The 25755-nt window shown below is 60.8% G+C and carries 27 protein-coding genes; 11 read left to right on the forward strand and 16 right to left on the reverse strand.

Features of this window, described 5'->3' with window-relative positions; genetic code table 11:
* Positions 1-144: 144 nt before the first annotated feature.
* The 4 genes from JNK74_14835 to JNK74_14850 form a co-directional block, all read right to left on the reverse strand.
* Entirely contained in the window at positions 145-1899 is a 1755-nt protein-coding gene (locus JNK74_14835; protein ID MBL7647459.1) for a hypothetical protein, read from the reverse strand.
* Between the two features lie 233 nt (positions 1900-2132).
* A complete protein-coding gene (locus JNK74_14840) occupies positions 2133-2552 on the reverse strand; it encodes an RbsD/FucU family protein (protein MBL7647460.1) in 420 nt (139 codons plus the stop codon).
* A gap of 30 nt (positions 2553-2582) precedes the next feature.
* Entirely contained in the window at positions 2583-4268 is a 1686-nt protein-coding gene (locus JNK74_14845; protein ID MBL7647461.1) for a tetratricopeptide repeat protein, read from the reverse strand.
* A 161-nt stretch (positions 4269-4429) separates the two neighbouring features.
* Positions 4430-5116 (reverse strand): hypothetical protein, encoded by a 687-nt coding sequence (locus JNK74_14850; protein MBL7647462.1) that lies wholly within the window; start codon positions 5114-5116, stop codon positions 4430-4432.
* Positions 5117-5342: 226 nt separating this feature from the next.
* On the opposite strand from JNK74_14850, the gene JNK74_14855 reads away from it, so the two are divergent.
* The 4 genes from JNK74_14855 to JNK74_14870 all read left to right on the forward strand — a co-directional run bounded on the left by JNK74_14855 (position 5343) and on the right by JNK74_14870 (position 9002).
* Entirely contained in the window at positions 5343-6278 is a 936-nt protein-coding gene (locus JNK74_14855) for a response regulator (protein ID MBL7647463.1), read from the forward strand.
* Positions 6279-6284: 6 nt separating this feature from the next.
* A complete protein-coding gene (locus tag JNK74_14860; GenBank protein MBL7647464.1) occupies positions 6285-6761 on the forward strand; it encodes a hypothetical protein in 477 nt (158 codons plus the stop codon).
* Between the two features lie 196 nt (positions 6762-6957).
* The gene (locus JNK74_14865; protein ID MBL7647465.1) at positions 6958-7647 is read left to right on the forward strand and encodes a YafY family transcriptional regulator; all 690 of its coding nucleotides are present in this window, start codon (positions 6958-6960) and stop codon (positions 7645-7647) included.
* On the forward strand, positions 7644-9002 hold the full coding sequence (locus tag JNK74_14870; GenBank protein MBL7647466.1) for an alkaline phosphatase: 1359 nt from the start codon (positions 7644-7646) through the stop codon (positions 9000-9002). The genes JNK74_14865 and JNK74_14870 overlap by 4 nt, the downstream gene beginning before the upstream one ends.
* 226 nt (positions 9003-9228) lie before the next feature.
* Here the strand turns inward: JNK74_14870 and JNK74_14875 are convergent, their stop codons facing one another.
* The 12 genes from JNK74_14875 to JNK74_14930 all read right to left on the reverse strand — a co-directional run bounded on the left by JNK74_14875 (position 9229) and on the right by JNK74_14930 (position 19370).
* Positions 9229-9471, reverse strand: coding sequence for a hypothetical protein (locus tag JNK74_14875; GenBank protein MBL7647467.1), 243 nt, complete (start codon positions 9469-9471; stop codon positions 9229-9231).
* Complete coding sequence (locus JNK74_14880) at positions 9467-10834, reverse strand: hypothetical protein (GenBank protein ID MBL7647468.1); 1368 nt, start codon at positions 10832-10834, stop codon at positions 9467-9469. Before JNK74_14880 ends, JNK74_14875 begins: the two co-directional genes overlap by 5 nt.
* A 260-nt stretch (positions 10835-11094) precedes the next feature.
* On the reverse strand, positions 11095-11634 hold the full coding sequence (locus JNK74_14885; GenBank protein ID MBL7647469.1) for a hypothetical protein: 540 nt from the start codon (positions 11632-11634) through the stop codon (positions 11095-11097).
* 153 nt (positions 11635-11787) lie between these two features.
* On the reverse strand, positions 11788-13638 hold the full coding sequence (locus JNK74_14890) for a DUF2723 domain-containing protein (protein MBL7647470.1): 1851 nt from the start codon (positions 13636-13638) through the stop codon (positions 11788-11790).
* 344 nt (positions 13639-13982) lie between these two features.
* Entirely contained in the window at positions 13983-14561 is a 579-nt protein-coding gene (gene plsY / locus JNK74_14895) for a glycerol-3-phosphate 1-O-acyltransferase PlsY (protein ID MBL7647471.1), read from the reverse strand.
* An 11-nt stretch (positions 14562-14572) separates the two neighbouring features.
* Complete coding sequence (gene der, locus JNK74_14900) at positions 14573-15979, reverse strand: ribosome biogenesis GTPase Der (GenBank protein MBL7647472.1); 1407 nt, start codon at positions 15977-15979, stop codon at positions 14573-14575.
* Positions 15972-16532 carry a CDP-alcohol phosphatidyltransferase family protein gene (locus tag JNK74_14905; GenBank protein MBL7647473.1) on the reverse strand — a complete coding sequence of 187 codons (561 nt, stop codon included), beginning with the start codon at positions 16530-16532 and terminating at the stop codon, positions 15972-15974. The genes der and JNK74_14905 overlap by 8 nt, the downstream gene beginning before the upstream one ends.
* Positions 16533-16584: 52 nt before the next feature.
* Positions 16585-17001, reverse strand: coding sequence for a response regulator (locus tag JNK74_14910; GenBank protein MBL7647474.1), 417 nt, complete (start codon positions 16999-17001; stop codon positions 16585-16587).
* A gap of 1 nt (position 17002) precedes the next feature.
* Positions 17003-17494: a PilZ domain-containing protein gene (locus JNK74_14915; protein MBL7647475.1), complete on the reverse strand. Its 492-nt coding sequence runs from the start codon at positions 17492-17494 to the stop codon at positions 17003-17005.
* Between the two features lie 228 nt (positions 17495-17722).
* Positions 17723-18442 carry a TVP38/TMEM64 family protein gene (locus tag JNK74_14920; GenBank protein ID MBL7647476.1) on the reverse strand — a complete coding sequence of 240 codons (720 nt, stop codon included), beginning with the start codon at positions 18440-18442 and terminating at the stop codon, positions 17723-17725.
* A gap of 194 nt (positions 18443-18636) precedes the next feature.
* On the reverse strand, positions 18637-18786 hold the full coding sequence (locus tag JNK74_14925; protein MBL7647477.1) for an entericidin A/B family lipoprotein: 150 nt from the start codon (positions 18784-18786) through the stop codon (positions 18637-18639).
* Between the two features lie 125 nt (positions 18787-18911).
* A complete protein-coding gene (locus JNK74_14930) occupies positions 18912-19370 on the reverse strand; it encodes a VOC family protein (GenBank protein MBL7647478.1) in 459 nt (152 codons plus the stop codon).
* Between the two features lie 196 nt (positions 19371-19566).
* Between JNK74_14930 and JNK74_14935 the strand changes: the two genes are divergently transcribed.
* From JNK74_14935 to JNK74_14965, 7 genes are all read left to right on the forward strand, one after another.
* Positions 19567-20121, forward strand: coding sequence for a metal-dependent transcriptional regulator (locus JNK74_14935; GenBank protein ID MBL7647479.1), 555 nt, complete (start codon positions 19567-19569; stop codon positions 20119-20121).
* Between the two features lie 109 nt (positions 20122-20230).
* Entirely contained in the window at positions 20231-20458 is a 228-nt protein-coding gene (locus tag JNK74_14940; protein MBL7647480.1) for a ferrous iron transport protein A, read from the forward strand.
* Entirely contained in the window at positions 20458-22656 is a 2199-nt protein-coding gene (feoB, locus tag JNK74_14945) for a ferrous iron transport protein B (protein MBL7647481.1), read from the forward strand. Before JNK74_14940 ends, feoB begins: the two co-directional genes overlap by 1 nt.
* A gap of 4 nt (positions 22657-22660) precedes the next feature.
* Positions 22661-22795, forward strand: a complete 135-nt coding sequence (locus tag JNK74_14950; protein ID MBL7647482.1) for a FeoB-associated Cys-rich membrane protein — start codon at positions 22661-22663, stop codon at positions 22793-22795.
* Positions 22796-22946: 151 nt separating this feature from the next.
* Entirely contained in the window at positions 22947-23642 is a 696-nt protein-coding gene (locus JNK74_14955) for a class I SAM-dependent methyltransferase (GenBank protein MBL7647483.1), read from the forward strand.
* Positions 23643-23785: 143 nt separating this feature from the next.
* Positions 23786-25081 carry a Gfo/Idh/MocA family oxidoreductase gene (locus tag JNK74_14960; GenBank protein ID MBL7647484.1) on the forward strand — a complete coding sequence of 432 codons (1296 nt, stop codon included), beginning with the start codon at positions 23786-23788 and terminating at the stop codon, positions 25079-25081.
* A gap of 17 nt (positions 25082-25098) precedes the next feature.
* Positions 25099-25722 (forward strand): DUF1080 domain-containing protein, encoded by a 624-nt coding sequence (locus JNK74_14965; GenBank protein ID MBL7647485.1) that lies wholly within the window; start codon positions 25099-25101, stop codon positions 25720-25722.
* Positions 25723-25755: the final 33 nt, after the last annotated feature.

Raw genomic sequence — 25755 nt, forward strand, 5'->3', positions numbered from 1 at the left:
CCCATACGACCCATACGACCCATACGACCCATACGACCCATACGACCCATACGACCCATACGACCCATACGACCCATCCCCCCGCCCACAAAAAAACCGCGCGGCCCGAAGGCCGCGCGGCGGCTGTCTTAAACGCTCAATCCATTACAGCGAACTGAACACTTTCTGGAAGGCGGTGTCGCCGTCCATGCTCAATTCACGTTCCGCCAACGCCTGGATTTTTTCTTCGAATCCAGGAATGCGGCTCGTGATCACCTGCTCTTCGAGTTCCTTCTTCGCGGCGGGGGTGAACTCTTCCTTGAAGCCCCAGGCGGGCGATTCGCCCGTGCCGAGGTTCGTGAAGACGCCAATGTTCTGGCCGTCAAAGGTGCGATAGACCACTTCGTGGTTGCCCCGCATCACGCATTCGGCCCACTTGTGTACGCGGCTGCCGTAGGCGTCCACCACCGGAATCTTGCTGTAGAAGTATTCCTGGGCCTGGGCGATTTCCAGTTCCTTCAGGTAAAGGCCCGTGTAGGCATCCTGAATGGAGGGGGTCACCCACTTGGACTCGCTGATCTGGGTGCGAAGTTTTTCGACTTCGGCCAGGCGGGCGCTACGGTCAAACTTGGTCGGCGTAAGGGGAAGGCCTTCTTTGACCTTGATGTACAAGCGGTCCACCGCATGGGCCAGCGCGTCTTTCGACTGATCGCTGCGCTGGGCGGCTTCCTCCAGCTTGCCAACATGATTCGTCAGGCGATCCACTTCGGAAACCAAACCGCGCTGACGCGCTTCCGTGATGGAGAGCTGGTTGGAAAGATTCTGATATTCTTCGTCGCGCTTGGCTACTTCCTCGTTCTTCGCAAGGAGGTCGGCGCTAGCGGCGGCGAGCTTATCTTCTTCGGCCTTCAGCGCCGTCTGCACTTCCGTGAGCTTTTCCTGAGCGGCGATGGCGTCGGTCCGCATCTGCTCCAACTGCGCCGGCGTCATCCCTTCCGTACCTACGCCACCTACTGGAACCGCCTTCTTCAATTCCGCATCCAACCGGTCGGCGCGCGCCTTCTCGGTGGAAGCGAGCTGCTGGGCTGCTTCAAGTTGGGGTTTCAAGGGATTCGGAAGGACGGCTACCTTCTCCGCAACAAACGGTCCCGCGACAATCCCGACGATCAGCGCAACCGCAGCCGCCGCGACGAGCGCACCGGCACCGCCCTTGCGTCCACCGCCGGCCGGTTCGCTGGCACCCATACTGATGCCGCCGCCCATGCCACGCGGGGCACGCATGTCGGTGTCGGGGGAGAAGTCCGGCGCGGGCGTGCCCATGCCGAAGTCACCGCCGCCGCCGCCGAAGGCGCCCGCGTCAAAGCCGCGATTGTCACGGCCACCCACGGGCTGGCCGAACATGGGCGTTTCCATGGCCTGGGTCGGCGCGCCGGTGGAGCGTCCACCGCCGAAGCCGGAGCCGCTGCCGCCGCCGAAGGCGCTGTCAAACATGGGTGTGTCCATGTTCGAATCCGGGCCGGGACCAATTTCCGGGGTCTCGGGGGAGAAGTCGCTGTCTGCGGCGAGGTCCTGGAATCCAGAGCCGATGGGGCTCAGGCCCTGGCTGGATTTCGTTCCGGCCGGGGTGTCAATGCCGGGCGTGCCGCTGGAGAAGGTATCGTTGATGGCGCTGTCAAAGCCGAAGGGAGGACGGCGAACATTGCCCCCCGTGGGCTGGGGCGTTTCCACCTGAATGTCGCTGATGGGGGGGAGGCCCGCCGAATCCGTGGGGCTGCCGCCGGAATCGAAATTACCGAGAGGAGGCAGGCCACCGTCCGAATCCATACCGCCCGAGTCAAAATCACTGAGCGGGGGCAGGTTACCCAAACCGGAGTCGCCGGGGGTATCCAGATTGTCTTCGTTTCTCTTGTCGTCAGCCATGGAAGCCTTTCTCCGTAACTCGTTTAAACGCAACTTTATTTCGCTGATACTGGTTCAACTGGGCCATTCTAGCATGGGTCCCCCAATGTGTCAAGCAAACTCCCACCCTGAAAATCAAGTTATTCCGAGGGGCCATCGCAACTAAACTCAGGTCCCATTGCAGGTTATAAATCTATCCACCCGAATCCCTTCGGGGCCCACCCAGGTTCTAAAACTGCGATTTCAAATCGAAATCAGTCCGGCATCCGAACGCCAATGGTGAGCAGCAGATTCGCGTAAATCCGTTGTTCTCCCGTCACTATCGTAAGGCAGGTGTCGTCGCTTCCCGCTTCCACATAGAATTCGTGCCGCCCCAGCGGCGTCAACTCAAGCCCGGACAGGCGCTGCCGAAATTCTTCGAAGATCGGGGGCTCGGGGCCCTCTGCGGGCGTCATCACCCCGGCCGCTTCCACGGGAATCGCCGTGAGCAGGGCGTCGAGCACCTGTGTGACCGTAGGCGTTCCCGGCACAAGATTGAGGTAGACCCGCTCCGAGTTCATGCCGCACTTCGTGCTCGCGGGGTAGTTGCCGTCCGCAATCAGAATGCGCGAACCGTGGCCCGCCGCGCCGATGGCTTCCAGAATTCCAGGGTGGATCAGGGTGTGTTTCAGCATGGTTCAGTCACTTTCCAAATCGTGATCGCATCAACGCGGGCCGGGCAGGGGGGCTCCCCGCATCAGGTCACGAAAACCGCCCGCCAGGTTGGGGTCCAGTGCGACCGCCTGCTGCATGAGCTGCGTGGCCTGGGTGTAGTTGCCGAGGCCAAGGTAGCACTGCCCCAAGCCAAAGGCCGCCTTCGCGCCGTCACTCTTCAGGTTTTCCTGCTGGGTCAGCGGCATCAGGCTGCCGTACCAGGGAAGGGCGTCGCTATATTTCCCCTGACGCAGCAACATCTCCGCCAGGGAGAGGCGCAGCGGAATTTCATCGGGCAGGAGCACCTCGGGGCGCTCTTTCTGCTTCTCATAGAGGCCGATGGCCGCCTCATAGTGGCGCGCCGCCCCGGGGTAGTTCCCCTGCAGGAAATCGTAGGTCACCGCCAGGTTGGAATGGACCCGCAGCGTATCGGGGTTTTCCGCCAGCGTCGCGCGGAAAATCGACTCGTTGTCCCGCCAGTCACTGTTGCGTGCGATGGTCTGATTCAGAAACAGCAGCCCCAGCACCACCGCAACCGCCACCGGCGCGGTGCGCAGGTTCATCCGCTGGGAGATCAGCACCAGCAGCTCCATCACCGCCCACCAGAAGCCGGCCATGGGCACATACATCCAGTGCTCGGCCATGGGCGCGTTCAGCGGGAAAATCCCGGAAATGGGCAGCCACGCCGCCAGGAACCACACCAGGGCCAGCGTGATGCGCCGGTTGCCCGAGCGGTAGCCCCAGAAGGCCGCTCCGACGCAGGCCGCCAGCAGGATCAGTCCCACACCGGCGGTCCAGCCGGGCACGCCCGCGAGGGTCTGCTCCATATGCAGGTTCGCCGGGAGGAACAGGGTCTTCATGTAAAATGCGAATGCCTGGCAAGTTTCCACAAGGCGCGCCAGGAGGCCCGTCGTGTTGCCGCCCCCGCCCTCGCTGAACTTCAGCACGGTGGCGCGCAACCCGCCATAGGCGCAGAGGAGAATTGCCGCAAGAAACACGGGATAGGCCCGGACCTGCCAGGAGACTGGCGATGTCTCGGACTGCGGTCGCAAGGCAATCACGATGGCCAGCAATACGGGGTAGATCATCGTGGACTCTTTGGAGCACAGGCCCAGAATGAAAAAGAGACCGCTGAATGCGAAAGCAACCATTTGCTTCGTGCCCCGGACTTCCGCCGTCGCGCAAAGCAAAGCCGCAAGGATGAAGGTGGCCGACATCATATCGGCCCGACCGCTGATATAGGCCACGGCTTCCGTGTGCATGGGGTGGAGCACGAATAGGACCGCCGCCGCGGCCTGAACCATTCGCGGCGCGCCGAGCCGACCGAGCAGGAGAAAAAGCAGCACGGCGGCCGCGCAGTGCCAAAGGGTATTGCTCAGGTGGAACAGGAAGGGCTTCACGTCGGGGTAGCCTTTGATCTCCGCCGTGTCCAGGGTAGGATCATAGGAAAGCAGGAAATCGATCATGAAGCTCACGGAGACCAGGGGGCGATAGAAATTGCCCTCGCCGCGCCCGAAAGCGTGCTGGTCCTCGCGGAAGAGCTGACCGAGCTTGGCCGGATTCTGCACATTTTCATGGAGCAGCACGGACGAGACGTCGTCCCACACCCAGTCGCCGCTGAAGGTATTGGCATAGGCCAGAAAGCCCAGCAGCACCAGGGCGACCGAAGCGGTCCAGGTATATTGTCGTTGTGTCATTAAAACCTCGTTCATGAGTACGATTTCGGTTCTTCTCCCCGACCGGGAAGGCGCGGATCGGGTGCCCCACAGCCTAGCCCAGCGGCGGGGGGCCACGCAAAAAAAAACCGCCGGAATCCGGGGTGTCGGATTCCAGCGGTGGACAGGTTTGCTATCGCGATCTAGCGGTTCTCGGGACCCGGGATCTCCCAGGTCTCGCCCGGCAAACGCATGTACTCCAGTTCGAGACCCGACTGAGCACCGATCACCTTCACCAGGCGAAGAATGCTCTTGCCCTCGGCGTCCGGATAGAATTCTTCGCCTTCACGGACACGCACGCTCGTGATCTGGCTCGTCTTGGGATCCATCACGTCGAGGAAGGCCATCAGGTCGTCCTTGTCGATCGTGGCAAAGCCGGTGCACTTGACCAGCGGGCGCTCCATCATCAGGTCCGTCTTGCGACGCAGGGGCTGATAGCGCTGGCTTGTCGGATTCAGGGTGGCGTGCAGTTTCAGCAGGCCGTCCAGGGCGTACCACTCTTCCGCGTCTTTCGCAATCTTGACGTGGTTCGCCACCTGCTCCTCAATCTGGGCGGAGGCGGCCGGCTCGTTGATTTCCTTGGGATTGGAATTCTGCGAGCGCAGCGTGGTGAACTGGCTGATGATGGGGTCGGCCGCGCCGTAGGCAAAGCCACTGCCCGCCTGGGCGCCCGCAAAGAGAGGCTGCAGCGCCGCGGAGTATTCACCCACGATCTCAGATACGGTCTTCGGCGGCACTTCCACCGGCACGGCTTCAGGCGGCGCCTCTTCCTTGGCGCACCCGGCAAGGGCAAGAATCGAAAGCATAGTCAAACCGAACAGAGATCGCATGGGGAAGGCTCCTTGGCTGAAAAGAACGTCAACACCGGTATCGTACCACAGCCGTTCGGACGCATACAAACATGTTTCCGTAAACAGCATCGATGCCGTGATTCCGCAGGAAATCCGCTCCGGAAGCGGTCCAGAGAGATAATTCGCGACAAGCGGAGTAATTTGGGTATACTACCTTCAAAGGTAAGAACTTACACGGGGCTTGGAAAACCATAGGAACGCATGAATGAGCCGAATTCTTCTGGTGGACGATGATGTCGATTTGTCTGAATTGATCAAGACAAAGCTGAATGCGGAGGGCCACGACACCCATGTAATCAACACGGGGGAGGGGGCCTTCGAATTCGCGAAGAAGGTCAAACCCGACATCTCCATCCTCGATATCATGCTGCCCGGCGTGACGGGATATCAAATCTGCCGCCGCATGCGCAAAGACCCCGAGCTTTATAAGCACGCCATCCTGGTGCTCACCGCGCTGGGCGAAGAGCCCGAAATTCTCCACGGCCTGGAGCAGGGCGCCGACGACTACCTCGTCAAGCCCTTCAAACTCGAGCGCCTGATGGACAAGATCGCCTCGCTCACCGCCCTCACCACCTCCCTGGCCAATCGCAACCGTGTCACCAATCTGCCCGGTACCGACGCCGCCAAGCGGGAGATCAACCACCTCCTCGCCCGAGACACGGCCCTGGCCGTGGTCTACGTCGACATGATCGGCTACAAGGCCTACTGCGCGTCGCGCGGGGCCGACGGGCAACAGAAAGCCCTGGAATTCATGGGCAAGTTACTCGTCAGCCTGACCCGTGACATGGGCTTCTATGAAAGCTTCGTCTCCCACATGGGCGGCGAGCATTTCGTCGTCAGCCTGAAGCTGGAAGACCACGAGCGCTTCACCAAGCACCTCTGCGACCAGTTTGACAAGCACGTCACCCAGCTCTACACCGCCGACGAAGTCCAGAAGGGCTACATCAAGGCGCTGGACCGCCAGGGCAACGAAGTGCGCTGCAAGTTGATGGCCCTTTCCGTCGGTGTGGCCCACACCCAGTACCGCTACTTCAAGAGCGCCAAAAAAATGTTTGAGGTGCTCGCCCAGGTCCGCCAGATGGCCCATCCGAAGGAGGGCTCCAGCATGGTGTTTGTGGATCGGCGACGCAGCGATCGCTGACAGCCGATGCGACTCGCCGCCTTCCTTGCCGCGCTGCTTTTCCTCGCGCTGGTGGCCGTCGTGGCCACGCTAACGTCGCGCGACCCCTCGGGGGCGGAGCTGTCGAGACGTTGCGAGGCAAGCCAGCCCGCCTGGAACGGCTACCAGGAGGACATCAAAGAGATCGGCGCCCGTCAGGTGGCAAGGTGGCACGGCGGGCCGCTTTCATTGACCGTAAAGCCCGGTGAAGTGCGCTTGACCATGGCGCTCAAACCACCCTGGGACGCCTGCGAGGCCGCGCTCCCGATCCTGCTCAAAGATCCCGAGGGCCGGGTCGCGCGCAACGATGCCGACGAGATAAATGGCCCGAATCGGATCTATATTTTCAACCGCGCAACATCCGCGGGCGAACCCCTGCCGCCCTGGCTGGAAATCCAATACCCCCACACGAAGCGGCGGCTTTTTCTGGACGCCGATGGCGCCTGGAATGCGCCCGTGGAGTAGACATCGCGGCGTTCGCGGCAGTGTTCTTTTTGCGGGTATTTCGATGTCCAATTGCCCGGCGGGGCGCCACGCCGAGGATCAAATACCAGCGTGGATGAAAGTATCAATAAAGGCTCGAACTGAAACCTCTTTCCACATCCGGCGGGTCGTACGTTGCGACCCCATCGAGCGGCCCCCAATCTCCATCGAGGAAAACATGTACAAGGCGGAACGCCTATTTCAACTGGTCGTGCTTTTGCGCCGCTCCCGAGCGGTCACGGCCCGCGAGCTTGCCGCGGAACTTGGCGTTTCCGAGCGGACCATCTACCGCGATGTACAATCCCTCATCCTCTCCGGGGTGCCCGTGGAGGGAGAGGCCGGCGTAGGCTACGTCCTCCGCCGCGATTTCCAGCTCCCGCCCCTCATGTTTACCAACGAAGAGGCGCAGGCCCTGCTGCTGGGGGCCCGCATGGTGCAGGCCTGGGGAGACCCCGCCCTGGAGCGGGCCGCGCGGGGCGTGCTGGACAAAGTCCGCGCCGTGGCGGAAAGGCCCCTGCTCGATGACCTCGACAGCCAGCTTATGCAGGTGCCCGGCTTTCATATATGCCCGACACTTCGGGAAAAGATGGGACGGGTCCGCGAAGGGATCGGTCTCCAGCGGAAACTTGAATTCGACTACACCCGGGCCGACGGCCAGTCCGCCCGCCGGCTCGTGCGACCCCTGGGGCTCTTCTTCTGGGGGAGCACCTGGTCCTTTGCCGCCTGGTGCGAACTGCGTCGCGCCTTCCGGAATTTCCGCGTGGACCGGATGGAGGCGGTGGTGTTGACGGAAGAAATTTTTGCCACTGAACCAGGAAAAACCCTGGAAGAATATATACGCGCAATCGAAAAGGAGATTTGCCAATGAAAACCAGACTGCTCGGCGCCGTTGCGGGCACGGGACTTGCCCTGTGCGGTATCGCCCACGCCCAGGACAACACGGGGCCCAAGAACATCATCCTCATGATCGGCGACGGCATGGGTTTCGCTCAGATGGAGGCCGCAAGCCTCTACGCCAGTGGCGAACTTCACAGCCAGCCTTACTGGAATTACCAGGTCCTGGCCTGCACCACGTATTCCGCGAGCGGCAAGGGCTTCGATCCGGAAAAAGCCGCGGCGGACTTTTCCTATGTCCTGAAGGATTCCACCGACTCCGCGGCGGGCGCGACAACGCTGTCCAGCGGCGTGAAGACCGCCAACAAGGCCATTGGCGTCGATGTCAACGAACAGCCGCTGCGTCATCTCTATGAGGACGCCGAAGCCATGGGGAAGGCCACGGGCGTGCTGACCACGGTCTACATCAGCCATGCAACACCGGCCGGTTTCACCACCCACCACCCCAGCCGCAACGACGTCGACATTCTGGCCGAGGACATGCTCCGCAACAGTTCGCTGGATGTGCTCATGGGCGCCGGGCATCCCTGGTTCGATGACAACGGGAAACAGGTGGGCGGACTGGGTGACGACCCCTTCAAGACCGAAGGCGATTACAAGCGCATCGGCGGCGAGACCCTGTGGCGCGAGGTGGTCGCCGGAACCGCCGGCGGCGACGCCAACGGCGATGGAACCGCGGACCCCTGGACACTGGTGGACTCGTTCGACGAATTCACAGCCCTCAAGGGGGCCGACGCACCCACCCGCGTGCTCGGCATCGCTCCCGTGTCCACCACGCTGCAGGGTAACCGTGGCACCGATGACGAGAAGAAAGCGGAACTGCCCTACGCCACGCCCTCGACGCCCGGCATGCCCGATCTGGCCCTGATGATGGAAGGCGCGCTCAACGTGCTCTCCAAGGACCCCGACGGCTTTTTCATCATGGCCGAGGGCGGCGCCATCGACTGGGGCGGTCACGGCAATGTCATCGGGCGCCTCATCGAAGAGCAGATGGATTTCGACAAGGCCATCGCGGCCGTCGACGCGTGGGTGGCCGCCAACAGCAGTTGGGATGAAACCCTGCTCATCATCACGGCCGACCACGAAACGGGGTACCTCAGTGGCCCGGATTCAGGGGAGAAGGTGACCCCCCTCGTCAGCAATGGCAAGGGCAAGACACCGGGTTACAAGTTCCACACCGGCGGCCACACCAACCAGGTCGTACCCTGCATCGCCAAGGGCAAGGGTGCCGAGAAACTCCTCGAAGCCGTCAAAGGCAAAGATGCCCTGCGCGGCCCCTTCATCGACAACACCGATATCCCCAAAACCATTCGCGCCGTCTGGCGCTGAGGAGAGGTCCATCGAGAAATCGCCGGAGACTGTGGTCTCCGGCGATTTCTTTATCGGTCGCAAAAATTACTTGTCTTTGCCACCACTGAAGGCGGCGCTGAGCAGCGTGGTGAACGCGGCCAGCCAGATCTGGAAGAAAATATAGCCGAAAGAATCGCTCGCTTTGGCAACAGAAATGGGACGCAGATGTTTCATGGCGTTATCCTCCTTGATTGATACGCAACCATTAGACGCCCGCGACCGGGGAATATTCAATAGTTGATAGTTGATAGTTGATAGTTGATAGTTGATAGTTGACAGTTGATAGTTGATAGTTGTTAGTTGATAGTTGACCACACGACCCACACGACCCATACGACCCATACGACCCATACGACCCATATGACCCATATGACCCATACGACCCATATGACCCATACGACCCATAAGACCCATAAGACCCGACGGGACCATTCCGCGCTCTATCAATGCCCCACCAGCTTCCGGATTCCGTCCATCAGCACAGCCTCGACTTCCGGGCCGCAGTGGGCGGAGTCGACTTCGGTTTCGTAGCCACCCTCGCTGTAGGCACAGGCGGTGCCGATGTAGCCGGGGCCGTAGTCGGCGTAAGCCGCGACGCACACGAAGTCGCTCGGCGCCATATCCTGCGCGGCCAACTGGTATTCCACAAACAGTTCGCCTGGCAGCATCAGAAGCTGCACGTCGCCCAGCCGCAAGCGCGTAAGTTCGACAGGCGAATTCGCGTTGGCCCGGTTGAGCCACGCCAGCTTCCAGGCCGCGCCCGCCCGCTCGCCCGGCGACTTTTCCGTGGCAGCCAACTTGGCCGCTTCCCCCTCGGCCGTGATTTCGCTCCGAGTCGGCAGCACCACCGGCGCTACGGCCCAGTCCAGCGCGCCCTCCGCCGGCACACGCGTTGCATGTTCCCAGGCCTTCCGCATGCCCGCTTCCAGGCGACCCGCCAGTACCGGGCGATTGTCCCGGGCGCCGTCGTTCCACTTGCCCGCACCCAGGTTGCCGCCCGCCCCGTTGAAGTGGATGTGGGGCACGCCCGGCAGGGCCGCTTCCCGCGCGGCGCGGGCCATGCCCACGAAGTCCGTCGAAACCTCGCCTTCGCCATAGTGGCTCTGGGGGTGGGTGGCATACCAGGTCAGCACCGCCAGGGGCTTCTCTTCATTCCAGAAAGAGACGGACTTGCAGAAAGGGTCAATTGTGCCCACGGGCTCCGCGCGCACCGCGGGATCTTTCGTCGCCGTCCAGCGCACGGCCTTAACCTTGCCATCGGTCCCCATGACCCGCCGGTTCGATGCGACCTTCTCCACGATGCCTTCGCCCGTGGCAACATGGGTTACCGGCTGGGTGTCGTCCAGAGAAGCCGTGAGGGCTTCGGCAGCCACCGCAATCGCCCTGTGAGCATAGGGCACGTCCATCGTGGCGCCGCCGATGCCCTGCGCATCGAGGAGGGCCTCCGCCGAGAAATCACACATGGGGGCATCGTGCTGATGCAGCACATGGACCGAGACGCGGGAGGGCTCCGTCTTCGCGGCAGCCGCCAGGGCACTGCGCCAGGCCTCGTAGCCGCCGTTGCCAATGCCCACCCAGTCGACGGCGCAAAGCACGATGGGTTGTTCCCCGTCAGGCAAGAACACGATGCCTCGGGCACTCAAGGGGTCGGTGACGCTTTTCGCTTTGTTCTCCGCACTGCCGCAGAGCGGCGCGCCAATCGGCGGTGTGGCGTCGGATTGAAAAGTCGCGATACGGAAAGTGGCGGCGTTTGCATTTACGCCAAAGCCAATAGCGAGGGCGAGTGAAAGCAGATGGACGACTCGTATCACGGATTGAATTCCTTCTTCGTGGTCTCAGAGACGGCAGGGACAACAGAGACGGCAGAATTGCGAAAATCTGATGTCCCTGCGGTCGCTGCTGTCCCTGTATAGCTGAGAACGAAAGGTGAACGATATCCGAAGCCTGCCACACATCCCCTGGGACAGGCACGCGCACTGGCGAACCCATTTCCCATTGAGTTTAGCGCAATCTATCAAGGTTGCCCGCGCTCGACACTATCGAGTGCGCGTGTCCGTCCCCAAAGACCGGCTTACATCATCTTCATGTAGCCGGCGATCATCACAATCGCGGCACCCATGGCGAGGGTCACGCCGAGCCAGAGCTTGGAATTCTGCTGGAGCTTCAGCGAAATCGACTTGCGACCGGCAAGCATGGAGGCCAGACCGAAGACCGCTATCGCCAGCAGGAACTTGATGCCAAAGAGCATGTGGTAGGTCGGCTGTTCGCGGTGGTCGGCGATGCCCGCCATGAAGTTGTACAGGCCCGAGAGAATCAGCACGAGACTCAGGATCATGATCCACTTGCGCCAGCGTCCGAGGATACTCGTGCGCAGATTGGCATGTGTCGCATCGTCCAGCGTCTCCGACGCCGAAGGGATCAGCACGGCGCGCATGTAGAAAGCGCCGCCCATCAGAAAAATCGCGCCGAATATGTGGAGCCAGCGGCTCAGCAGGGCGACGGCATTGATCGACGTTTCCGCAACGGCCGGATCCTGCGCAAATGCGCCAAGGGGCAGAAGCATGAGGCCCGTAGTGAAACGGGTGAACAGAGAGGACTTGGAAATCTTCATGGGAGGTAATTCCTGTATTGGGGCGTGGCCCCGGCTGCAATAGACTCACTGCGTGTAGCATAGCCCCCGGAGTGGAGGCTCCGCAATAAGTTGGCGTGGGTAGTGCGCACGGATTCTTCGATAAGGCGCTTTCCGAGCGGTCCGATTCTTCCTTCAGAGTCCGCGCTTTCGCGCTACGCGCGCGAGGTTTGCTTTCGCGGATTCGTGCTCCGGGTGCTTTTCCAGGACCTCTCTGAAAAACGCCTCCGCCCTGTCCCAGGCGCCGTAGCGGCCGCAGAGCACGCCGAGGTTGTTCAGAATCTCCGGCTCGCGGTGCCCGAACGTGGCCGCCGCCTCGACCTCGGCCAGGGCCTCCTGCTCCCGGCCCGCCGCGAAGTGTTCCTGCGCCTTGGCGAAGGCAACGTCGTATTGAAAAAGCGACAGCGAGTATTCCGCCACGGGCGCTTCCGGCAGCGGATGGCGCCATTCCAGTTGCGCCAGCGTCTTTCCCGGCACGGCGGTCTCGCCGGGGCGCAGGGCCTGAACGAGGAGTCCCAGCGGCGCGAAATTCGCATCGAATCCTTTAACGGGTACTTGACGGCTCAGAACGATGGGTCGATCCGTATGTTCGAGCAGCCAACCGAGGATTTCCGGTTCATAGCGGCGACGGGGAAGCGCGCCCCAGGTTGCCGGGTTGGCCTCGGCCAGCCCCGGCACGCTCTCCAGGTCGAAATACCCATACTTCCGCAATAAGGTCACGTCGGGCCGGAGACCCTCCACCACCTGAAGGTACATCACGGGGAAAGCTTGGTGATCGGCCCCGGGGACGTAGATCGCATCGGCGGGCAGGGTGGCGAGGATATTGCGGGCGTAGTCCTCCGCGTAGGTGTAGTTCCGCTTGCTCTGGACGCTGTGGAGCCCAAGCGAAAGGAGCAACGTGGCGGCCGCAAGCCCCCCCACGAACGCCCGAAGCCGTGGCCGACTTTCCGCGCCCCACGCAAGCGCGCAGGCAATCCCGATCGCCGTGATGAGCTCCGCGGGCAGCAGGAAGACCCGCATGACCCAGAGCCACTCCCGGCTCTGCTCGAAATTCTGCATCCAGGTGATGGACAGCACGGTGGCCAGCGCCGAAAGGCCGAGAAATGCCGCGAGGAAGCGGTTGCGCCGAAAGAGAAGGGCGGCACCCCAGATTCCCATGAGAGTGCCCAGTCCCAGGAAATCACGCAACCAGAACAGGCCCATGGTGGCCAATTGACCGCTGAAGCGCGACAGGCTCCGGGGATACTGGTCGATCATGAAAGAGAACTGATCCCGTCGCAGGACCGCCAACCAGCGCGCCAGCGTGTCCGGATTGCCCCAGTTCACGCCCGGATCGTGCCTCGCGGCCAGCGGGAGATAGGTGTGCACAAGCAGCCCTGCTGCAAAAAAGGCTATGGACCCCGCGTAGACGATTCTGGATCGTCGCATCGCCCTTGGCATCTGATGCCACGCAAGCAGCGCCCAGAAAGGCACAAGGAGAATCAGCGTGTTGTGCACGCCAGTGCCGGCGCCCGCCAGAAGTGCATAGGCCCAGAGCGACCCTGGCTTTTCCTCGCGAAAACCGCGCAGGCCGATCAGCAGGAGCAGGGCCATGAAGAAGGTATTGAGCGTGTAGACCTCCGCAATCATCGCCTGTTCCCAGAAGACGCGGGAGAAGGCGAAAATCATGGCGGCGGTGAACGAGGCAAGTCGGTGGCGCGTGACGGTGAGCCCGATGAGGACAAGGAGCGAGACCGTGCCTGCCGCACAAATGGCGGAGAGGAGATTGACGCGCCAGCCCGCGCTGCCGAAAGGGATCCAGGTGAACCCATGGGCGAGGAGGATCCAGACCGGGTAGCCGGGCGGGTGGGGGACGCCCAGGGTCCAGGCGGCGCCAATCAACTCGCCGGAGTCTTCGCCGGTGACGGTGGGGGCCAGTGTATAGCCGTACACCAGCAGCGCTATCAGGCCCGCCGCTATCGCTGCCCCGTAGTCGCTTCGACCCAAAGGGCGCGGCGTCATTCTTTCGTGTTGCAGAGTTGGTAACACGCCAGCCGTTCCAATCACGTACAGTGTATTCTCATCGGTTTGCCGCTACAGACTCCAGGCATGCGCATGGCCCTCAAGCAATCTCGCCCGTCAACGTGGGTTAGGCTTCCAGCCTGACCTTAAGTTCACCCAATATTGACGCGACGCGTCTTTCTGCTGCTAAACCCTGGTCCGTCAACGAAACGCAAGGCCCGTCAGTGTCCAACGCAGGCTTTGTGTCAGGCTGGAAGCCCAACCCACGTTAACGGGTTTTCCAATTCTCGATTGGCTCCACAATTTTCCGAACCGGACCGGGCCGGTCTTCAGACGCGGTTTTCCTCACCCTTGAGTATCCGTTGGACGTTGGCCCGGTGCTTGACGATGATGAGCAGCGCCACGAGCAACACGACAATCCGGATCACGTTCGACGTGTCGACGAACCACACCGAGATGGCCAGGGAAATCGAAGCGAAGATGGATCCGAGACTTACGTAGCGCGTTGCGGCCACGATTCCCGCAAAGATTGCAACGGCGAGCACGGTGGGCCAGGTGACCAGGCCCAGAAAGACCCCGGCGCTCGTGGCTACGCCCTTGCCGCCGCGAAACTTGAGAAAAAGTGAAAAGGAATGGCCCAGGATCGCGGCGACGCCACAGAGCAGCGGAAGGTGAATGCTTTCCGGGTGTAACTTCGCAAAGAAAATGACCGGGAAGAGCCCCTTCAGCACATCCCCCGTGAGGGCCGCGGCCCCGAGGGGCTTGCCCAGCACGCGCATTGTATTCGTCGCACCGATGTTCTTGCTGCCCGCCTCGCGGATGTCCACCTTGCGAATCCAGAGCCCAAGCCACAAGCCGGTAGGGATAGAGCCGAGCACATAGCTCAGCAGCAGCGCGCCAATCGCCATGGGATCCAGGCTCATTCCCGTGATTTTCCTTCGCGGAGCTCCAGCGTGATGGGCACGCCTTCAAAACCGAATTTCTCGCGTAACTGGTTTTCCAGGAAACGCATGTAGCTGAAGTGGAAGAGGCGCACCTGATTCACAAAGAGGATCACCATGGTCGGCTTGATGCTGACCTGCGTCGCGTAGAGAATCTTTGCGTGCTTGCCCTTCTGTGACGGCGGCTTGTGCTGTACTTTGATCTCTTCGATGAACTTGTTCATGTCCGCAGTCGAGATGCGTTTGCGCGTCTGTTCGTAGACCCGGTCGATATATTCAAACACGGTAAAGAGGCGCTGGCGCGTGACGTTGGAAATGGTCACGTTGGGCACATAATGAATCTGGGCCATCTTGAGGTCCAGCTCTTCCACGATGGACTTCTGGCGCCGCGCCTTGTCTTCCACGAGGTCCCATTTGGTCCACACGAGGACCATGGCCGTGCCGTTTTCGCGGGCGTAGCCGATGATGCGCTTGTCTTGCTCGGACATGCCCTCGGTCGCGTCAATCATGACCAGGCAGATATCCGCGCGGCGCACGGCGCGCAGGGAGCGGGCTACACTGTAGTGCTCGACTTTGGCCGTAATGCCGGCCTTCTTCCGCAGACCCGCTGTGTCGATGAGGACATAGTCCTTATCATTCCACGTAAAGTCGATGTCGATGGCATCGCGCGTCGTGCCCGGTTTGTCGTCCACAATGCTGCGGTTCTCATTCAAGATCGCATTGACGAAGGAAGACTTGCCCACATTGGGCTTGCCTACGATGGCTACCTTGATGCGGGGGTCCTTCTCGTTGAAGCTCTCGTCGTCGGCGGCTTCCAGGAGTTCGCCATCTTCGTCCTCCGCGCCCTCTTCGGGAACCGCAATGGGCTCCGGCACGGGGAGGTGCTCCACGATGGCGTCGCGCAGGGCATCGATGCCCAGACCATGGCCGGAGGAAATGGGGAAGGGTTCGCCGAGGCCAAGCTCGTAGAAATCGTAGCGGTGGGCCTCCGTCATGGCGTCGTTGTCGAGCTTGTTAACGGCCAGAAGCACGGGCTTGCTGTACTTGAACAGCCGGTCACGCACTTCGCGATCCACGCGGGTGAGGGCGTGCTGACCGTCCACTACAAAGACAATGACACGCGCTTCGTTCAGCGCGGCGTCCACCTGCTCCTGCATCTGCCGGGAGACATTGTCATCCGGGTGTTCGATGATACCGCCCGTATCTACCAGGCGGAAGCGGTAGTCCTGCCATTTCGCGTTGCCGAAAAATCGGTCCCGCGTAATGCCTTCCTGATCATGCACGATGGCCCGGGACTTGCCCAGGATGCGGTTGAACAGGGTGGACTTGCCCACGTTGGGCCGTCCACATATCGCCACCAGGGGCAGTTTCTTCAGTTTAGCCATGGGAATGTTCTCCGCCGGCCTTAAGCTGATGTATGCCGTCGTGGATGTATTGCGCGCAGGAAGCCAGGGTCAGCAGCGTCGCGGCCCACAGGAGCCACGGCAGGAAAGGCACGCCCAACAGCGCGAAAAAGAGGGTGCCATTTAGAAATAACGTACTCACTTTACCAATTGTTCTCACATGAATGGTCACGGGCCCGACATACGAGTTGAGCAGCAGGGCACCCACGACCACAATAATATCCCGAATCATGATGGGGATGGGAAACCAGAGGGGAACACCCGGCTCGAACGACGCATTGGCCGCCAGAAACACAAAACCCAGATTGATGAGGAGTTTGTCCGCCAGCGGGTCCAGGCGCATGCCGAAGCGGGTACGCTGATTAAAGCGTCGTGCCACCCAGCCGTCCAACATATCCGTCAGTGCGGCGGCCCCATAGATTGCGAGGGCGGCGGGACGCGCCCAGAGGTGGGCGGGGGAATACGAGTACACCACCGCGCAAAACACAGGAATCAGGACCAGCCGGACCAATGTAATGCGGTTTGCAAGGGTCACCGTATCTACTTCACATCGTTCGCGGAACCGGACTTAACTCCCGGTCCCCTGATCATACGCCTTTTGGCGGGATCGCTTCAACTGCGACCTCCTCGGCGGGGTGGGGGAGATGGCGCCGGATCTGGGCGATCAGTTCCTGGGGGAAGAAAGGCTTGGTTATCAATTCCACCGCACCGGCCTTCAGGCTGTGCGCCCGGGCGTCCGGCGTGTGGGCGGACGAAAGGCATACCACGGGGATGTTTCGCGTCTGCGGATTCGATTTGATCTGCTGGCAGACCTCATAACCGCTCATCATGGGCATCATCAGATCGAGGAGCACCAGATCGGGCTTCTCGGTGCTGATCAAATCCAGCGCCCCGATACCGTCAAATGCCTTTACCACTTCAAATCCATCGCTGGTCAGGGTACGCTCTATCAGGGAAACCACATCGGGTTCGTCATCCACGATTAGAATTTTTGGATCAGCCACGTTACCTCCCGGTGCGTCCGTCGTTGCGCCGCATCGCGGTAAACATACGGTTTGCAGTTCCTAGATTGAAGTTGGGCCGCGCGACGCGCACGGGCCGCACGGTTCCCGCCTTCTTGATTTTCGCCACTTCCAGCACGGTGCCGTGGTCCACGAAACCATCCGGACTTTCGAGAACCCGAACGACATTGATGGTCAATGGTTGTGATAGGGGCACCTGAAAATTCTCGTCCCGCATTAATTGCACCGTCAGCCGGGAACCCTCCTCAAAAGCCGACAACATCCGGATGCGCATGCCACGTGGGTTGAGATCCAGAACAACCCCTTCAAAGGGCGATTCCGGGGATTCGGGAACCCACACCAGGCAGGGCCGACAGACTTCCGTCCTGCTTGCGCGTCGGCGCCCCCGTTGCATGGAGCGATTGTCGGGGGAGATTACCATACCCGCATCGGCATCGCGTTCGTTCAGGGGAAACTTTGGACGGTTCGACAACATGACTACTCCGTTGGAATCCGCAATATAGTTTACGGACTCGCTAAGACTTAGCAAAGTAAGAATACCGCAATCAGAACGAAATGTCCAGAAGGCCGTTATGACTTCGTCATATTTCTACGCTGACTGTACCATAGAGTACGGGGTTGTGTGACGCGGGCGCAAGCACCCCCTGACAGGTGGTCCCGGCCTCAACGCGCTTAGAGGGCCCGAACACGGGGAGTTAGGGCGTCAGGCGGCTGCGCCGTCTTCCGACTTGCGGCTCATCTGACGGATCGCCCAGATAACCGCCAGCGCATAAAGGCCGCAAGCGGCAAGCAGGGGATAGACCAGCGCCGGAAAGGCTTCCATAAGGCCTTCGGCAAGATAGGATTGAAGCCAGCACAACGGAGCCATGCCGAGGGCCGTGCCCAATACCACCTTCCACACCGGCATGGGAGTTAGCCCCGCTGCATAGGAAACCAGGTCCGAAGAGGTAAAGGGATTGACCCGCAGGAAGAAGACCACCCAAACCCCCCGTTTCTCCAGCAGCGGCGTCAACTTTTCCAGATTCCGGCGGATACCCGCCCCAAAGAGTTGCTCGCCAATCAGGCGCATGACCTGACAGGCGATGGCCGCGCCCAGCAGGTTGCTCGCCAGCGAGTAGAGACCACCCAGAAAGCCCCCGAAGATCACCCCGCCGGGGGCGTATAGCATCAGACCGGGCAGGGGTGCCACCACGACCTCGGCCGTAACGAAGAGGATGTAAGCCAGGGGTGCCCAGGGTCCCCAGGACAGAAAGAAGTCTCGCAGGACCTCAATCTTCGCGTCGGCCGATAGATGGGATGCCAGCAGGGCAGCCATGAGTCCACCCCGAAAGTACGACCAAGCCGTCGCCGACAGGATGGCGAAAAGGCCGGTGAAGGCCAGAAGATTGGGGAGGCGGGAGGTGCCACCGGACTCGGTTTTCATGTTTAGTTCGCCTGTTCTACCTTTAACTGGTGACGCGGATGCCGCAGGGACGGCGTGGACCGCCCGGCCGATAAAGGCGATTCGCCCGCCTGCGTTGAAACGGCCCGATATTCATTTCCTTCAGGCATCCCCTGGTTCGATTCTCCATTGGACCGTGGATCGTGGCCGGTGCGGAGATGAACCGGACCGCCCCGCTAGTTCGCCGCCCGGTCAGCCGCATTCTCAATGGCCTGGCCACCCTGCTTAAGGTCCTGGCCGGCACCCTTAACCGTGTTGCATCCGGCAATGCCACCCGCTACGGCTACCACGGTGAGAATCAGAATCGTCTGCTTTGCAATACGCATGTAATCGTTCCTTTTTCTGTTGGGTCCGGTCTGGTATTCCGAGGTGCCATGCCCGGCCCGTATCCGTCAAAACCGGATTATAGCACGTGATATCAGGGCTATTTCACACTCGACATCAACATTAGCTACACGTAGGCAGCCAGTTCCAGCAGGACCCCATCCGGATCCAGGAAATAGCACAGCGACTTGTGGCCGTCGTCGTGTTCCACCACTCCGCCCGGCACCTGCACGGGTGGCCCGAAGAAGTGAACTCCCGCAGCTTCCAGACGGCCCCGCATTGCCTCCATATCCTCGATTTGGAAGGCGATATGTCGGAGGCCATGGGTGTTGGGCCTGGAATGGGCCGGGAAATCCTCGCCCCGGGGCGCGTGGTATTGAATCAACTCGATTCGGGGGCCCCCGCCCAGCGGCTGAACGAAGGCCACATCAGCCTCGACCCCCTTCAGCCCCACGATGGCTTCGATCCAGTCCCCGGTCAGCCGCGCGCGCCGCGTTTCCTTCAGTCCGAGAAGTTCGGTGTAGAAGCGGATCGATCGCTCCAGATCGGTAACGACGATATTTATATGATCAACATGCTTAACCATTGACACCCACTCCAAACGTGTGGTAAAGTTTTGGTACACAGCTTCCTTGTGGCAAGCCGCTTGTCATCGTAGTATACGTAGCTTATCGAAGCCAATGTTTTGCCGTCCACCTGATCCAAGGTTGGATCACCGTGGCAAGCATGGTAGAATACACCCACGATGAAAGTTTACCTTGCTAAACAAGGAGCGTTTCAACATGGGTAAAGAAATGAATGACGCAAGCCACTGGCGAGAATTCGAAAACAACCCCCTTTCGCATTCCATGGCCCACTACCTCATGGCTATCGACAGCCTGAGGACGGAATACGGCTATGCCCGGGCGACCGATGTGGCGGAGACGCTGGAGGTGTCGCGGGGCGCGGCCAGCATGGCGCTCGCGCAATTGAAGAAGCGCGGCTGGGTCGGCGAAGACCACAACCGCTTTCTCCTGCTGACCGAAGAGGGCGAGCGCATCGCCAACCTCGTCGAGCACAATTACCTGATTCTGTCCAAGTTTTTCGAGCGGGTGCTCGGCGTGAGTAAAGACACGGCGCTGGGTGATGCCTGCAAGATGGAACATTTGATGAGTATGGAAACGGGCCAGCGCATGCTGTGGCTGATGAAGTATCTGTTGAGTGAAGAAGAGCTTGCCGTGAAAGTTCGCGAACGCATGTTGTCCTACGACGGCGGATGCGGCCCCCACGGCAAGGAAGCGTGCCCCATCTGCGGCGCCACCGGCGAATGTCTCGTCGAGACGGGCGTAGTGGGGTGACCGTCGCGGGCACCGGGTGGCGTGATAGTTTCATGATGGTGTAGCGATGTTACGACAGTACGGTGGCCGGGTCCCCCAGGGGATCCGGGCCGGGACAGGTGATGGATCCATGCGTACCCTAGATCAATTGAAGCCGAAAGAAACAGGCGTTGTTGCCAACCTGGTGGGTATGGGCAACATCCAGCAGCGTCTGCTGGAAATGGGCGTCAGCGACGGCGCCGAAATCGAAGTGCTTCGCTTCGCGCCCCTCGGCGATCCGATGGAAATCTTCGTGCGGGGCTTTCATTTGACCCTGCGCAAATCGGAAGCAGCGCTGGTCGAACTCGAAAGCCGCTGATGGCCAAGACCTTTGCTCTGGCGGGCAACCCGAACGTGGGAAAGACCGCCGTCTTCAACGCGCTTACCGGCCTCTCCCAAACCACGGGCAACTACGCGGGCGTAACCGTCAGCCGAACCCACGGCACCATTCACCTCGGGGAAGTCAAAGTCGATCTGGCCGACCTGCCCGGTACCTACAGCCTCGCCGCCCGATCCCCCGATGAGATCATCGTGGCCGACATCCTGCTGAACCAGCGCAAGGACGAGGCGCCGGTAGAGGGCATCATCATCGTGGTGGATGCCTCCAATCTCGAGCGCAATCTCTATTTTGTATCTCAGCTTATGGAGTTGAAGAAGCCTTTCATCGTCGCGCTGAACATGATGGATATTGCGGATCGGCGCGGCTACGCGATCGATCACGAAGCCCTGGGCAAGGCCCTCGGCGCACCCGTGGTGCCCATCTGCGCCCACACGAAGCTGGGCATCGACGAACTGCGCAAGGCCGTTCTCCAGCTTCACGCGGGTGACGTGAAGATCTCAAACGCCGGCTGTCGTTTTCCCGACAGCCAGCGGGAGGCCGTGGCGCGCCTCTCCGAGGTGCTCCGTCGCCACGAGCAAAAGCTGGGACGGGTCGTGCCCGCGCCCGAAGCGGGCCGGATTCTGATCGATCAGGGCGGCTACGCGGAGCAGCGCATTGCACGCCAGTTGGGACCGGAGTTTGCCGATGAACTTAAGGTTTGCCGGGAAGCCGCCCTCGCCAACGGCAGCAACCTCGCAGCCCAGGAGGCGAAAGCCCGCTATGCCTGGGTTAAAGAAATTCTGGCCGTGTCGCTGGAGCGCCCGGCCACGCGTCGCCACAGCCGCTCGGAGCGAATCGACAACATCCTGACCCACAAAGTCTTCGGCACCCTCTTTTTCCTCGCCATCATGATGGTGGTCTTCCAGTCCATCTACTCCTGGGCCGGGCCCGTCATGGATGGTGTGGACGGCCTGGTGGGTGCTATTGGCGATTGGGCGGGCGGGCACTTACCCGAGGGCGGCATGCTTCAGAGCATGCTGGTCGATGGCGTCATCGCGGGCGTTGGCGGCGTGATAATCTTCCTGCCCCAGATCCTGTTGCTCAGTCTCTTCATCTCCGTGCTCGAAGATTGCGGTTACATGGCGCGCGCCGCCTTCCTCATGGATAAGCTCCTTGGCTGGTGCGGATTGAGCGGACAGTGCTTCATTCCCATGCTGTCCAGCTTCGCCTGCGCCATTCCCGGCATCATGGCCACGCGCACCATCTCGGATCGTCGCGACCGCTTCACAACAATCCTCGTCGCCCCGCTCATGAGTTGCTCTGCGCGTCTGCCGGTCTACGTGATCATGATCGGTGCCTTTGTGCCGGACAACAAAGTGCTGGGTGGCCTCTTCAGCCTGCCCGCCCTCACGCTTTTTCTCATGTACGCCCTCGGCGTGGCCGTGGCCGTACCCATCGCCTGGATCCTGAAGAATTCCATCTTCAAAGGCGAGAAACCGCCTTTCATCCTGGAAATGCCCTCCTACAAAGTGCCCCAGCCCGGCGTTGTCGCCCTCAAGGTGTACCGCGAAGGCCGAGAGTTCCTCCAGCGCGCGGGTACCCTCATCTTCGCCGTAACCATCGTCGTCTGGGCGCTGGCCTATTTCCCCCGGGCGGAAAGTATCGCGGCGACCTACGACGCCCAGCGCGCACAGGCCGAGGCGGCTGGCCTGGAAGCCGAAGCACTTGAACAGCGCCTGATAGAGATCGACGATCTGGAGTCGGGCGACTACCTCCGCGACAGCTATCTCGGGCGCGTGGGGCATCTGGTCGAGCCCGTGTTTCGCCCCCTCGGCTGGGATTGGCGCATCGCCACCGCCACCATCGCCAGTTTCCCCGCCCGCGAGATTATCGTGGCCACGCTGGGCACGCTCTTCAATCTGGGTGCGGACGAAACCGAGGAATCGGAGGGGCTGCTCGCCACGTTGCGCGGCGCCACCTGGCCCGATGGACGGCCCCTCTTCAACGTCGCGGTGGCCCTTTCCATCATGGTTTTTTTTGCGCTCTGCGCGCAGTGCGGCGCAACGCTCATCACCATCAAGCGCGAGACGGGGCAATGGCGCTGGCCTTTGCTCACTTTCGCCTACATGACCGTGCTGGCCTACGTGGGCGCATTCATCGCCTTCCACGCAGCTACCCTGGCCGGTTTGGGAGCCTAGCACCATGGCCATTGAGTGGGTTGTCGTTGGCGCCTTTCTGCTTTACGCGGTCATCTACCTCGGCCGCTACCTCTACCGGATGCTCAAGGGCAAGAAAACCGGGTGCGGTTGCGGTGATGGTGGAGCCTGCAAAAAGTAAGGGTGCATCGAACTGATCAGACGGATCGGACCGATCGCCCAAATCTGATCAGTCGGATTTGTCCGATCGGTCTGATATTGTGCTGGTCACTTGCAATCTCCCTTCCCGCTGCCCACAATGAAGGCTCCTTCACGATAACAGGAGTCTACCCATGAAACGTTTACGTTCCGTCGCGCTCCTTGCTTGCGCTCTGTTTCCCGCCCCGCTTTTTGCTGCCGATGACCCCGCGATCAATCCCGAACACAGCCATGAGCGCATTCCAGCGCAGGTCATGAGCTACCTCGGCATCGACTGGCTTGAGCGCGATGATCGTGAAATCGTGGAACAGCCGGATAAGGTCATCGCAGTGATGAAACTGAAATCCGGCGACGTGGTGGCCGATATCGGCTCCGGTTCGGGCTATTTTACCCGCCGCCTCGCAAAGGCGGTCCTTCCAGACGGCAAGGTCTACGGGGTGGACATTCAGCCGGAGATGAACGCCGCTCTGGAAGAAAACTGCAAGAAGGAAGGCATCACCAACGTCGAGGTCGTGCTCGGGGAGGAGGCCGACCCCAAGCTTCCACCCGCCAGTATCGACTGGATGCTCCTCGTCGATGTCTACCATGAGTTCCAACAGCCCAAACCCATGCTCGCAAAAATGCTGGAGGCCCTGAAGCCTGGTGGCCGCGTCGCCCTCGTGGAATACCGGCTCCTGGGCGATACCGCGGCCCACATCAAACAGGAGCACCGCATGTCGGTCGAGCAGGTAATGGCCGAGTGGGAGCCCGCCGGATTTGTGCTCGAAACGCGCCATGAGTTCCTGCCCACGCAGCACCTATTCATTTTTCAGAAACCAGCCGGGAAGTAAGCCGAGGCGCTCCCTGTTGTCCCCGCAGGTATTGCAGGAGTCGATCCCCGTGCGGTTCCGTTGGGTTTTGTGTTTTCCGGCCGCCGGCACGTACTATAGCTTTCCCTATCGATTGAAGCAATGAACACGGGAGAGCACAATCCATGAAGAAGCCCACTTCCACCCGCCGCCAGTTCCTGAAACACGCCGCCGCCGCGGGTAGCGCCTTTGCCCTTCCCGCCATCGTACCGTCGACCGCGTTGGGTCTCGACGGTGCCACCGCGCCGAGCGAGCGCATCACCATGGGGCTCATCGGCAGCGGGGGGCAGGGCACATCCAACATGGAAGGCTTTCTGGCTTTCAAGGATGTCCAGATGGTCGCCATTGCCGATGTGGACAAAGCCCACCGCGAAGCAGCCGCCATGCTTGTTAATACGAAGTACGGCACGAAGGACTGCGCCCTCTACAACGATTTCAGGGAGCTGAATGATCGACCGGATATTGATGCGGTGATAATCGCCACCCCCGATCATTGGCACGCGCTCAATGCTATCGACGCCATCAAGAAGGGAAAAGATACCTACGTCCAGAAACCGTTGACTTGGTCGGTTCAAGAAGGCCGGGCGCTGTGCGAAGCGGTGAAGAAGCACAACAGGATTCTCCAGACCGGCAGCCAGCAGCGCTCCAACGACCGTTTCCGCCAGGCCTGTGAACTCGTGCGCAACGGTCGCATCGGAACCTTGAAGTACATCAACATCGGCATACCGGACAACAACAAGACCTGCGACCCCACGTGGTCGCCGGAGCCGGTGCCCGAAGGTTTCGACTACGATTTCTGGCTGGGGCCCGCCCCGGCTGCGGAATACCATCACCAGCGCTGCCACTACGAGTTTCGCTTTATCCTCGATTACTCCGGTGGCCAGGTGACCAACTTCGGCGCGCACAATCTGGATATCGCCCAATGGGGCCTGGGTATGGACGACTCCGGACCCGTCGAGGTGTATGGCAACGGACTTTTTCCCGAGTCTGGTCTGTTCACAACGGCGACGCAGGTGTTCTTCGAATGCGCCTATGCCAATGGTGTGCGACTAACCTGCAAGACGGGTAAGTTCGGAATGGCCTTTGAAGGCACTGAGGGCACCATCTACGTGGACCGCAAGCGCATTGAGGCCACACCCCCGGAAATACTCAACGAGAAGATCGGCGACGGTGAAATCCACCTCTACAAGAGTGAGGACCACTACCGAAACTTCGCGGACTGTGTGAAGTCGCGCAAGGACCCCATCTGCACCGCCGAGATTGGTCATCGCTCCGCGACCATCTGCAACATCGGCAATATCGCCATGCGCCTCGGTCGTAAACTGGCGTGGGACCCCGACGCCGAGCGTTTCAAGGGTGATGACGAGGCCAATGCAATGCTGGGCAGGACCATGCGCGGCAACTGGACGCTGGACGCGTAAAGAAAGGAATTCGGACCATGGCAGAGCCCATCTGGCAGGATCTTTTTGACGGTGCCACCCTCAACGGTTGGACCCAGAAGAATGGCAAAGCAAAATACACCGTGGAAGACGGCGCGGTCGTGGGTACCACAGTCCTCGGCGAGCCGAACAGTTTTCTCTGCACGGACACGCTCTACGGTGATTTTATTCTGGAATATGAGTTCATCGTCAACCCGAACATGAACTCCGGCGTCCAAATTCGCTCCAACAGCTATCCAGAGTACAAGGACGGTCGCGTCCACGGCTATCAGGTCGAAATTGACCCGAAAGAGCGTGCCTGGACCGCCGGCATCTACGACGAGGCCCGTCGCGGCTGGTTGAACAATCTCGAGAACAATCCAGAAGCCCGCAAAGCCTTCAAGCAGAACGAGTGGAATCATGTCCGTGTGGAGTGTCGTGGAACCTCGATCAAGACCTGGCTCAACGGCGTGGCGGCTGCCGATCTCGTGGACGGTATGACGGCCCGGGGTTTCATTGCGCTGCAGGTGCACAGCACCAAGGAGAGCGAGCCCATGCAGGTGAAGTGGCGGAAGATCCGCTTGCAGGATCTTGACCGTCCCTTCCCGGTGGCAAAGCCGGAGAAGGATCAGCGGAAGGGATAGAGCGCTTCGAGGCAATGTCTATTGGTCTTCGTT

Source organism: Candidatus Hydrogenedentota bacterium (assembly GCA_016791475.1).
Classification (GTDB): Bacteria; Hydrogenedentota; Hydrogenedentia; order Hydrogenedentales; family JAEUWI01; genus JAEUWI01.

Coding starts and splice junctions, on each gene's coding strand:
- JNK74_14835 (MBL7647459.1), bottom strand. CDS start 1,899: ATGGCTGACGACAAGAGAAACGAAGACAATCTGGATACCCCCGGCGAC.
- JNK74_14840 (MBL7647460.1), bottom strand. CDS start 2,552: ATGCTGAAACACACCCTGATCCACCCTGGAATTCTGGAAGCCATCGGC.
- JNK74_14845 (MBL7647461.1), bottom strand. CDS start 4,268: ATGACACAACGACAATATACCTGGACCGCTTCGGTCGCCCTGGTGCTG.
- JNK74_14850 (MBL7647462.1), bottom strand. CDS start 5,116: ATGCGATCTCTGTTCGGTTTGACTATGCTTTCGATTCTTGCCCTTGCC.
- JNK74_14855 (MBL7647463.1), top strand. CDS start 5,343: ATGAGCCGAATTCTTCTGGTGGACGATGATGTCGATTTGTCTGAATTG.
- JNK74_14860 (MBL7647464.1), top strand. CDS start 6,285: ATGCGACTCGCCGCCTTCCTTGCCGCGCTGCTTTTCCTCGCGCTGGTG.
- JNK74_14865 (MBL7647465.1), top strand. CDS start 6,958: ATGTACAAGGCGGAACGCCTATTTCAACTGGTCGTGCTTTTGCGCCGC.
- JNK74_14870 (MBL7647466.1), top strand. CDS start 7,644: ATGAAAACCAGACTGCTCGGCGCCGTTGCGGGCACGGGACTTGCCCTG.
- JNK74_14885 (MBL7647469.1), bottom strand. CDS start 11,634: ATGAAGATTTCCAAGTCCTCTCTGTTCACCCGTTTCACTACGGGCCTC.
- plsY (MBL7647471.1), bottom strand. CDS start 14,561: ATGGCGATTGGCGCGCTGCTGCTGAGCTATGTGCTCGGCTCTATCCCT.
- der (MBL7647472.1), bottom strand. CDS start 15,979: ATGGCTAAACTGAAGAAACTGCCCCTGGTGGCGATATGTGGACGGCCC.
- JNK74_14915 (MBL7647475.1), bottom strand. CDS start 17,494: ATGTTGTCGAACCGTCCAAAGTTTCCCCTGAACGAACGCGATGCCGAT.
- JNK74_14920 (MBL7647476.1), bottom strand. CDS start 18,442: ATGAAAACCGAGTCCGGTGGCACCTCCCGCCTCCCCAATCTTCTGGCC.
- JNK74_14925 (MBL7647477.1), bottom strand. CDS start 18,786: ATGCGTATTGCAAAGCAGACGATTCTGATTCTCACCGTGGTAGCCGTA.
- JNK74_14930 (MBL7647478.1), bottom strand. CDS start 19,370: ATGGTTAAGCATGTTGATCATATAAATATCGTCGTTACCGATCTGGAG.
- JNK74_14935 (MBL7647479.1), top strand. CDS start 19,567: ATGGGTAAAGAAATGAATGACGCAAGCCACTGGCGAGAATTCGAAAAC.
- JNK74_14940 (MBL7647480.1), top strand. CDS start 20,231: ATGCGTACCCTAGATCAATTGAAGCCGAAAGAAACAGGCGTTGTTGCC.
- feoB (MBL7647481.1), top strand. CDS start 20,458: ATGGCCAAGACCTTTGCTCTGGCGGGCAACCCGAACGTGGGAAAGACC.
- JNK74_14950 (MBL7647482.1), top strand. CDS start 22,661: ATGGCCATTGAGTGGGTTGTCGTTGGCGCCTTTCTGCTTTACGCGGTC.
- JNK74_14955 (MBL7647483.1), top strand. CDS start 22,947: ATGAAACGTTTACGTTCCGTCGCGCTCCTTGCTTGCGCTCTGTTTCCC.
- JNK74_14960 (MBL7647484.1), top strand. CDS start 23,786: ATGAAGAAGCCCACTTCCACCCGCCGCCAGTTCCTGAAACACGCCGCC.
- JNK74_14965 (MBL7647485.1), top strand. CDS start 25,099: ATGGCAGAGCCCATCTGGCAGGATCTTTTTGACGGTGCCACCCTCAAC.